The following is a 9,521-nucleotide window of genomic DNA, read 5'->3' on the forward strand; positions in this document are numbered from 1 at the left end:
GCCGGACGAGCCCCAGGCCGCGGCGAGGCCGGCGAGGCCCGCCGTGACCGCCGCCGCGGCGATCAGCACCGGCCGGCGGCGGGCGCCGCGGCGGCCCCCGGTTCCGGCCCGGCCTTGTGGACCTGGTGTCTCCCGCATGTCTCCTCCTCTGGTGAGGGGTCTGCAGGCGCGCCGCGCGCCTACTGGAGCAACCCCCGGCCGAGATGATCTACCCGATTCCGGGCGCCGGGAAGAACGAAAAAGTAACCGCCGCCGAACGGTGATATGTAATCGGTGAGCGGTTCGTCCGCGAGGCGCTCCTGGACGGCCTCGAACTGGCGGTGCGGATCCTGCTGGAAGCAGGTGAAGACCAGGCCCATGTCGAGGTTCCCGGCGCCGTCGACGCCCCGGTCGTAGTTGCAGGCGCGGCGCAGGATGCGGCTGCTCTCGGTGTCCGGGACGCGGGGGTTGGCGCGGCGGATGTGGCTGGTCAGCGGGATGACCTTGCCGATGGGGTCGGCGGCGTAGCGGGGCTCGTCGGTCTCCCGGACGCCGTCCAGCGGCGCGCCGGTGTCGCGGCTGCGGCCGAACATCTGCTCCTGCTCGGGCAGCCCGACCCGGTCCCAGAACTCCACGAGCATCCGGATCAGCCGGGTGACCTGGTAGGTTCCGCCGGCCGTCCAGGACGGCTCGTCCCCGCCCGCCCAGACCAGCCGGCTCATCGCGGCGGCGTCGGTGACGTCGGGGTTGGCGATGCCGTCCTTGAAGCCCATCAGGTTGCGGGGCGTGCCGGACGGGCGGGGCCGGTTGGAGAACCCGTTCATCCGCCAGCGGATCTGCATGCCGCCGCGGGTGTGCCGGCAGATGTCGCGCAGCGCGTGCAGGACGGTGTCGTCGTCGGCCGCGGCGAGGGTGAGGGCGAGGTCGCCGTGGCACCAGGCCGGGTCGAGGTCGTCGCCGGGGAACGTCCGCATCTTCGTGAGCCGCTTCGGGCGCCGGGACGCGAGGCCGAACCGGTCGTCGAACAGGGACGCGCCGACGCCCGCGGTCACGGTGAGGCCGCCGGCGGGGGCGCCCGGGCCGAGGATGCCGGAGTCGGGCGGCGGCGCGCTGATGCCCGGCTCGGCCGGGACGCCGCCGCCGGTCAGGGTGCGCGCCCGGTCGGTGAGCGTGCGCATGAGGTCGGTGAGCTCGGCCCTGCTCTCGGCGATCACGTCGAACGCGACGACGATCGTGCGGGCCTGCGGCTCCTCCAGGATCCCGGCCTGATGGACACCGTGGAAGGGGGCCGCCTTCGGCGACGGCGTGGACCGTTCCTCCGGTTCCGCCGCGCCCGCGCTGCCGGTCGTGACCGCCCCGGCGACGCCCGCCGCGAGCGCGCCGCGCAGGAACGACCGGCGCCCCGGCCCCGTCACGACGTCCTCCTCACCGCGGCCACCGTCGCGACCGAAGCGAGCCGTTCGACCAGTTCACCGACGGCGCCGTTGATGCGCTCGCGGTCGGTGGTGCTCAGCTCGTCCAGCGGGGTCCATTTCCCGTGCCGGTGCTGCGCGTCCAGCAGCTTCGCCGTGCGGTCGAGCCAGGTGTCGACGCCGGACAGGTCCATCCGCGGCTTGAGCACCGGGCGCATCGGGTCGAGGACCGCGCGGGTGCCTTCGAGGTTCGCCGACGCGGTGGCGAGCGACGTCCCGCTGCCCTGGTCGCCCTTGCCGGTCAGCTCGAACTGCACGGTGTTCTCCAGGATCTCGTGCGCCCGCAGCCCGAGGTCGGTCGGGTCGATCTGCTCGCGCGGGAAATCGTCGATCAGGGCGCGGACATCGGCGGAGAGCCGGTCCGCGGGCTTGCGCAGCGTCGCCGCGGACTCCCCGTGCCACAGCCCGTACTCGACCCGCCGGAACCCGGTGAAGCCGGAGTCGTGGACGCCGCCGGGCAGCCCCGCCGGACGCCCGTCGATCCTGTCGGCGAAGTCGCCGAACGTGCCGTACGCGGCGCCGAGCCGCTCGTAGGCCAGGTGCGCGGGCAGCCACGTCCCGCGCGCCGCGTCCAGGTCGCCCGACCGGACGGCGTCGCGCAGCTCGTCGGTGCGGTCCCGCAGGAGGCCGAGGCCCTTGGTCACATACGCACGATAGGACCGCAACGCCGGAAACAGGTCGTTCTGCGTGACCGGACGGACCGCCGGGCCGCCCGCCGGCCCGCGCACCGACACCTTCGGGCCCGTGACGGGACGCCCGCCCTCCGGGAAGCACCAGAACGCGTAGGTGCCGCCCCCGAGCGTCACCCGCATCTCCCGCGTCGTCCCCGGCCCGACCCCTTCCAGCTCGGCGTAGATCGCCCCGCTGGACGGGTCGATCAGGTCGACCTCGGTGGCGGCGCTGTCGGAGTTGTGGACCGTCAGCGTCTGCGTCCCCGGGTGCGGATCGCTCCATCCGCGCCCGCAATGCGCCCGGTCCGCCTGCACGGCGGCGGCCCCGCCATGGTGATCGTCCCCCGAGCACGCCGCCGTGGACGCCGCGAGAACCGCGCACGCACAGCCGCTCAGCAGCCGAGCCCACGCGGACGGACGATCAGCGGTCACCGCGGCAGGTTAGCCGAAGCGGCCGGTGATGTAATCCTCCGTGCCCTTCTGCTCGGGGTTGGTGAAGATCTTGCTGGTGTCGTCGATCTCGATGAGCTTGCCGGGCTTGCCGGTGCCGGCGATGTTGAAGAACGCGGTCCGGTCGCTGACGCGGGCGGCCTGCTGCATGTTGTGCGTGACGATGACGATCGTGTACTGGCTCTTCAGCTTGCCGATCAGGTCCTCGATCGCGAGCGTGGAGATCGGGTCGAGCGCCGAGCACGGCTCGTCCATCAGCAGCACCTGCGGCTGCACGGCGATCGCGCGGGCGATGCACAGCCGCTGCTGCTGACCGCCGGACAGGCCCGCGCCGGGCTTGCTCAGCCGGTCCTTGACCTCGTTCCACAGGTTGGCGCCGCGCAGCGACTCCTCGACGATCTCGTCCAGGCGCCGCTTGCCGCGCACCCCGTTCAGCTTCAGCCCGGCCGCGACGTTGTCGTAGATCGACATCGTCGGGAACGGGTTGGGCCGCTGGAACACCATGCCGACGACGCGGCGCACCGCGACCGGGTCGACCGACGAGGCGTACAGGTCCTCGTCGTCCAGCATCACCTTGCCCTCGACGCGCGCCCCCGGGATGACCTCGTGCATCCGGTTGAGGGTGCGCAGGAACGTGGACTTGCCGCAGCCCGACGGGCCGATGAACGCCGTCACCGAGCGCGGCTCGACCGTCATCGAGATGTCCTCGATGGCGTGGGTGCCGCCGTAGTAGGCGTGCAGCCCCGAGACTTCGATCCGCTTGGCCATTGTGGGTTCTTCTCCTATCGGGCTATCGGGAGGACGGCTTGCGCAGCCACGCGACCAGGCGCGCCGCCAGGTTGAGCAGCATGATGATCACGATCAGCACCAGCGCGCCCGCCCAGGCGCGGTCCACCGCGTTGGCGTTGGGGTCGGTGGACTGGTCCCAGATGAAGGTGGGCAGCGAGCCCTGCGCGCCGCTGAACGGGTCGGAGTTGATCGCCTTCGTGATGAAGATCGTCAGCAGCAGCGGGGCGGTCTCGCCCATCACCCGCGCGACGGCGAGCATGACGCCGGACACGATCCCGGGCAGCGCCGTCGGCAGCACGACGAACATGATCGTGCGCCAGCGCGGCACGCCCAGCGCGTACGCGGCCTCCTTCAGGTCGCCGGGGACGAGCTTCAGCATCTCCTCGGTGGCCCGGACGACGGTCGGCAGCATCAGGATCGTCAGCGACAGCGCGCCCGCGAAGCCGGAGAAGTCCATGCCGAGCGCGAGCAGCCAGAACGCCAGGACGAACAGGCCCGACACGATCGACGGGATGCCGGTCATGACGTCGACGAAGAAGCTGATGGTGCGGCCGAGCCGCCCGTTGCGGGCGTACTCCACCAGGTAGATCGCGGTGAGCACGCCCAGCGGGACCGAGATCAGCGCGGTCAGCCCGACCTGCTCCAGCGTGCCGATGATGGCGTGGTAGGCGCCGCCGCCGGCGTCCTTGCTGGCCAGGCCGTTCATCGAGTGGGTGAGGAACACGCCGTCGAACCGCTTGGCGCCGTTGGAGATCACTGTCCACAGCACCGACACCAGCGGGATGACCGCCAGCGCGAACGCCGCGTACACGAACACCTTGGCGGCGCGGTCCTTGGCCTTGCGCCCCGCCGACACCGAGGCGAGCGCCGGCGACGACTTCGTACCGGAGAGGGAGGTCACGAGAACTCCTTGCGGCGGGCCACGACCGCGCGGGCGCCCACGTTGACGATCAGGGTGATGACGAACAGGACCAGGCCGGACGCGATGAGCGCGCTGCGTCCCGTCGGCCCGGACATGGCGAAGGTGTTGGCGATGTTCGCCGCGAACGTGTTGCCGCCGTCCTTGAGGATGTGCCAGTCGATCCCGGCGGTGGTGGACAGCACCATCGCGACCGCGATCGTCTCGCCGAGGGCGCGGCCGAGGCCGAGCATCGCCGCCGACACCATCCCGGACCGGCCGAACGGCAGCACCGCCATCCGGATCATCTCCCAGCGGGTCGCGCCGAGCGCCAGCGCCGCCTCCATGTTCGCGTGCGGGACCTGCACGAACACCTCGCGGGTGATCGCGGAGATGATCGGCAGGATCATGATGGCGAGCACGACGGAGGCGGTGAGGATCGTCCGGCCGCCGGTCTCGCTCCCGCCGAACAGCGGGATCCAGCCGAAGTAGGAGTTGAGGAACTCCGACACCCCGGTCATCTTCGTGACCAGGAAGTTCAGGCCCCACAGGCCGTAGACGATGCTGGGCACCGCGGCCAGGAGGTCGACGAGGAAGGCCATCACGCCGGACAGCCGGCGCGGCGCGTAGAAGGTGATGAACAGCGCGATGCCGACCGCGACCGGCACCGAGATGATCAGCGCCAGGAACGAGGTCATCAGCGTGCCGAAGACGAGCTGCGCGATGCCGAACTTCGCGGGGGCCCCGTCCGGGTTCCACTCCTGCGAGGTGAGGAAGTTCGCCTTGTCGTCCTGGAGTGCCGGGATCGCCTTCCAGACCAGGAAGACGGCGATCGCCGCCATGATCGCCAGGATCAGCAGGCCGGAGCCGCGGCTGAGTCCGGCGAAGATCCGGTCCCCGGCGCGGCCGGTGCTCATCGAGAGCGCGGGCCGGGGACGCTCCGCCGCCTTGGCCAGGGCGGCGGGGGTGTCGCTCGTCACGGTGTCTCCCTCCTCGCGGTCCGCGTCCGGACCGCTGAGACGTGCGGCGGCCCCGCCGCCGGGATCACCGGCGGCGGGGCTGTGGCTGGTGCCGGAGTCCTCGCCGGTCAGGACAGGCCCTTGACCGTCTCGCGCACCTTGGTGGCGATGTTGGCGGGCAGCGGGGCGTAGCCCTGGGCGGTCAGCGACTGCTGGCCCTCGGGGCTGGAGATGTAGGTCAGGAACGACTTGACGAACGCGGCCTGCTCGGCCGGCAGGCCCTTCTCGCACGCGATCTCGTAGGTGACCAGGACCAGTGGGTAGGCGCCCGCGACCTTGGTGCCGTAGTCCAGCTTCAGGGCGAGGTCGTTGCCGGTGCCGACGATCTGCGCGCCCTCGACGGCCTTGGAGGCGCTCTCCGGGCTGATCTCGGTGTACTCGCCGGCGCCGTTCTGCAGCTTCGCCGTCTGCAGCTTGTTGTTGCTGGCGAACGACAGCTCGACGTAGGAGATCGAGCCCTCGGTCTGCTTCAGGGCGGTGGAGATGCCGTCGGAGCCCTTCAGGCCCTGGCCGCCGGGGGCGACCCACTTCTTGCCGGGCTCGAACGACCACACGTCCGCCGCGGTCGCCTTCAGGTACTTGGTGAAGTTGTCGCTGGTGCCGGAGTCGTCCGAGCGGTGCAGCGTCTTGATCTCGCTGGACGGCAGCTTGGCGCCGCTGTTCTCCTTGGCGATCGCCGGGTCGTCCCACTTCTTGATCTTGCCGGCGAAGATGCCCGCGAGGGTCTTCGGGGACAGCTGCAGGCCGTCCACGCCGTTCAGCTTGTACACGACCGCGATCGGGCCCGGCACCATCGGCAGGTCGATGGCCTTGCCGGCCTTGCAGCGCGCGTCGGCGGGGCCGTGCTCCTCGGGCTTGAGCGCCGAGTCGGAGCCGGCGAAGGCGACCTGTCCGGAGGTGAACGCCTGGACGCCCGCGCCCGAGCCGCTCGGGTTGTAGTTGATGTTCGCGCCCGAGCACTTGGAGGTGTAGACCTTCGTCCACTCCTCGATCGCGTTCTTCTGCGCGCTGGAACCGGCGGCGTTGATCGCGCCCTTCGCGCAGTCGATGTTGGCGGCCGCGGCGCTGGTGGCGCCCGCCGAGTCGCCGCCGCCGTTGTTGTCGTCGCTGCCGCACGCGGACAGGGCCAGCGCACCAGCGACGACCACACCGCCGAGGGCGGCGAGCCGAGAACCGTTCTTCACCGGGAGGTCTCCTCTTGGATTCGTCGGGCGGGTCCCCCGACCGCCGCTTTGGCACGGTTTGACCAGGTGGTGGGGTCGCCGTCGAAAGCGACGGTAGGCAGGCGAGGTGACCGGACACCCCGATCCAGGTGAACGGAGAATGAACTGGGCCGGACCCGACTGCGAAAAATGTCCCGATTTGGCGTGGCCGCAGGGTTAACAGTGCAGCTCAGACATGCCAAAACCCGGTACGGACATGGTCATCCCGGTTTGCGCGTACGGGCATGGGGAAGCGGCCCGGACCGGCCAGGCGACGGCGGTTTACTCGCCCTCGGCGCCGTACATGACGTCGACCGCGTACCGGGTGAAACCGAGCGACTCGTAGAGCCGGACGGCGGCGGTGTTCGACTCGTCCACGTACAGCATGAACTGCCCGAGCCCGGAGTCGCGCAGGTGGTGCAGGCCGGCGAGGGTCAGGGCGCGGCCGAGGCCGAGCCCTTGCGCGTCCGGGTCGACGCCGACGACGTACACCTCGCCGATGCCGCCGGGATGCGTCTTCGTCCAGTGGAAACCGGCCAGTTCACCGCCGCGCTCGGCGAGGAAGAAGCCGGAAGGGTCGAACCAGTCCTCGGCCTCGCGCTCGCGGACGTCGTCGATCGTCCAGGCGCCCTGCTCGGGGTGGTCGGCGAACGCGCGGGCGTTCACCCGCAGCCACGCCTCCTCGTCGCGTCCCGGCTCGAACACGCGCAGCCGGACGCCCTCGGCGATCGCCGGCTCGGGCAGCGGGCCCTCGGCGGGACGGCGCATCTGGAACAGCGCGCGCACACGGTCCATGCCTTCGGACGCGGCGAGCCCGGCGGCGGCGGGCAGATCGCCGTGCGCCCACACGCGCAGCGGGCCACCGGCCCTCTCACGCAGCGCCCGCAGCAGCGCACGCCCGTGCCCGCGGCGCCGGTACTCGGGGTGGACGACGAGCTCTCCGGCGGCGGGCTCGTCATCGGTCGCCGGATCGAGATGCGCGTACCCAACTACCGCGTCACCGTCGCGGACGACCACGCCCCCGCGTCCGGCGCGCAGCGCCAGCAGCGCGTGCTCCGACAGCGGCGCCACCCCGTCCGCCGCGGCGGCCGCCTCGACCAGCGCGCCCACGTCCCCCCGCACCTCGTCCATGATCACAGCCTAACCGCCCGGCGCCCTGGTCAAGTTGTCACATAACCGTCATCACTCCGCCGATCGCCGTATGCCGGGCCTCTCTAGCGTCCAGCGCATGATCCGACGACGCACCCTCCTGGCCTGTGCCGCCGCGGGGGTCACGGCCATGGGCCTGGCCGCGCAACCCGCGTCCGCGCACCCCAAGCCCCCGGCGTCCGTGCGCCTGCTCGCGCTGAACGACTTCCACGGCAACCTGGAGCCCCCGACCGGCAGCTCCGGCACCGCCATCGACGAGAACGGCAACTCCGTCCCCGCGGGCGGGGCCGCCTACATCGCCGCCCACCTCAAGCAGCTGCGCAACCGCGACACGCTCACGGTCGGGCAGGGCGACCTGATCGGCGCGTCCCCGCTGATCTCGGCGGCCTTCCATGACGAGCCGTCCGTCCAGTTCATGAACGACATCGGGCTCACCGCGTCCGCCGTCGGCAACCACGAGTTCGACGAGGGCTACCAGGAGCTGCTGCGGATCCAGAACGGCGGCTGCCACCCCGTCGACGGCTGCTCGCCCGCCGGCAAGTGGAAGGGCGCGAAGTTCGACTACCTGGCGGCGAACGTGCTGCTGGAGAAGAAGAACAAGCCGCTCCTCGACCCCTGGACGATCCGCCGCGTCAACGGCGTCAAGATCGGGTTCATCGGCGTCGTCACCAAGACCACGCCCACCATCGTCACCGCCGACGGCGTCAAGGGCCTGCGGTTCGACGACGAGGTCGAGGCCGCGAACAAGGCCGCCCAGGAGCTGAAGAAGCGCGGCGTGCACGCGATGGTGCTGCTCGTCCACGAGGGCGACAACGTCAACGCCGGCGAGAAGCCCGACGACTGCGGCATCGTCCCCGGCGCCGGCACCCGCATCGCCCAGCAGGCCGACCCCGACATCGACGTCGTCCTCGCCGGCCACACCCACCAGCAGTACGTCTGCACGGTGAAGGGCCCGGACGGACGGCCCCGGCTCTACTCGTCCGGCTCCTCGTTCGGCCGGATCATCACCCAGGTCGACTTCAAGGTCGACCAGCGGACCGACGACATCGTCCGCTCGTCGATGACGGCCGACAACCACGTCGTCACCCGCGACATCACGCCGGACCCGGCGACGCAGAAGTTCGTGCAGACCTGGAAGGACCGGGTCAGCGTCATCGCCGACAAGCCCATCGGCAAGATCACCGCGGACCTCACCCGCGCCCCGTCCGCCGCCGGCGAGACCGCGCTCGGCGACGTCATCGCCGACTCCCAGCTCGCCGCGATGAAGGACAAGGGCGCGCAGGTCGCGCTGATGAACCCCGGCGGCGTCCGGACCGACCTCACCTACAAGGCGAGCGGCTCCGAAGGCGACGGCGTCGTCACCTACGGCGAGGCGTTCGCCGTCCAGCCGTTCAGCAACGTGCTCGGCGTGACGTCGCTGACCGGCGCGCAGTTCGACGCCCTGCTGGAGCAGCAGTGGACGTCCGCCGGCGAGAAGATCCTGCAACCGTCGGCGAACCTGCACTTCACCATCGACCGCTCCAAGCCCGTCGGCGACCGCATCTCGAACATCACCGTCGACGGCACCGCCGTGGACCCGTCCGCCACCTACAAGGTCGCCGCCAACAACTTCCTGCTCGGCGGCGGCGACGGCTTCACGACGTTCACCCAGGGCAAGGACCAGGTCCTCGGCCCCATCGACCTGGACGGCTTCGTCGCCTACCTCACCGCCCAGGGCACGATCACACCCCCGCCCCTGACCCGTATCGCAGGCCAGTAAGACCCGGCTGAACAAGGGACGGAAGGCCCGGCTGAGGAACGGACGGAAGGCCGGACCTCAGCCCAAGCCACGGGCAGGCCCGCGGAGCGAGTGCAGCGAGCGCAGCGGGCCTGCCCGACGGGCGGGAGGACGG

General features: G+C 71.2%; 8 protein-coding genes. 1 reads left to right on the forward strand and 7 read right to left on the reverse strand.

What is annotated here, in order from left to right; genetic code table 11:
- Positions 1–179 precede the first annotated feature (179 nt).
- From efeB to mshD, 7 genes are all read right to left on the reverse strand, one after another.
- The gene (gene efeB / locus ABD296_RS47860) at positions 180–1,394 is read right to left on the reverse strand and encodes an iron uptake transporter deferrochelatase/peroxidase subunit (protein ID WP_344284654.1); all 1,215 of its coding nucleotides are present in this window, start codon (positions 1,392–1,394) and stop codon (positions 180–182) included.
- Positions 1,391–2,554: an EfeM/EfeO family lipoprotein gene (locus tag ABD296_RS47865; protein WP_344284657.1), complete on the reverse strand. Its 1,164-nt coding sequence runs from the start codon at positions 2,552–2,554 to the stop codon at positions 1,391–1,393. Before ABD296_RS47865 ends, efeB begins: the two co-directional genes overlap by 4 nt.
- A 9-nt stretch (positions 2,555–2,563) precedes the next feature.
- Complete coding sequence (pstB, locus tag ABD296_RS47870) at positions 2,564–3,340, reverse strand: phosphate ABC transporter ATP-binding protein PstB (protein WP_344284660.1); 777 nt, start codon at positions 3,338–3,340, stop codon at positions 2,564–2,566.
- 22 nt (positions 3,341–3,362) lie between these two features.
- Entirely contained in the window at positions 3,363–4,262 is a 900-nt protein-coding gene (pstA, locus tag ABD296_RS47875) for a phosphate ABC transporter permease PstA (RefSeq protein ID WP_344284662.1), read from the reverse strand.
- Complete coding sequence (pstC, locus tag ABD296_RS47880; protein WP_344284673.1) at positions 4,259–5,176, reverse strand: phosphate ABC transporter permease subunit PstC; 918 nt, start codon at positions 5,174–5,176, stop codon at positions 4,259–4,261. The genes pstA and pstC overlap by 4 nt, the downstream gene beginning before the upstream one ends.
- Before the next feature lie 170 nt (positions 5,177–5,346).
- The gene (gene pstS / locus ABD296_RS47885) at positions 5,347–6,462 is read right to left on the reverse strand and encodes a phosphate ABC transporter substrate-binding protein PstS (RefSeq protein WP_344284664.1); all 1,116 of its coding nucleotides are present in this window, start codon (positions 6,460–6,462) and stop codon (positions 5,347–5,349) included.
- A gap of 300 nt (positions 6,463–6,762) precedes the next feature.
- Positions 6,763–7,611 carry a mycothiol synthase gene (mshD, locus tag ABD296_RS47890; RefSeq protein ID WP_344284667.1) on the reverse strand — a complete coding sequence of 283 codons (849 nt, stop codon included), beginning with the start codon at positions 7,609–7,611 and terminating at the stop codon, positions 6,763–6,765.
- Between the two features lie 97 nt (positions 7,612–7,708).
- On the opposite strand from mshD, the gene ABD296_RS47895 reads away from it, so the two are divergent.
- The gene (locus ABD296_RS47895; RefSeq protein ID WP_344284670.1) at positions 7,709–9,388 is read left to right on the forward strand and encodes a bifunctional metallophosphatase/5'-nucleotidase; all 1,680 of its coding nucleotides are present in this window, start codon (positions 7,709–7,711) and stop codon (positions 9,386–9,388) included.
- Positions 9,389–9,521: the final 133 nt, after the last annotated feature.

The organism is Actinomadura napierensis (genome assembly GCF_039529375.1).
GTDB classification, from domain to species: domain Bacteria; phylum Actinomycetota; class Actinomycetes; order Streptosporangiales; family Streptosporangiaceae; genus Spirillospora; species Spirillospora napierensis.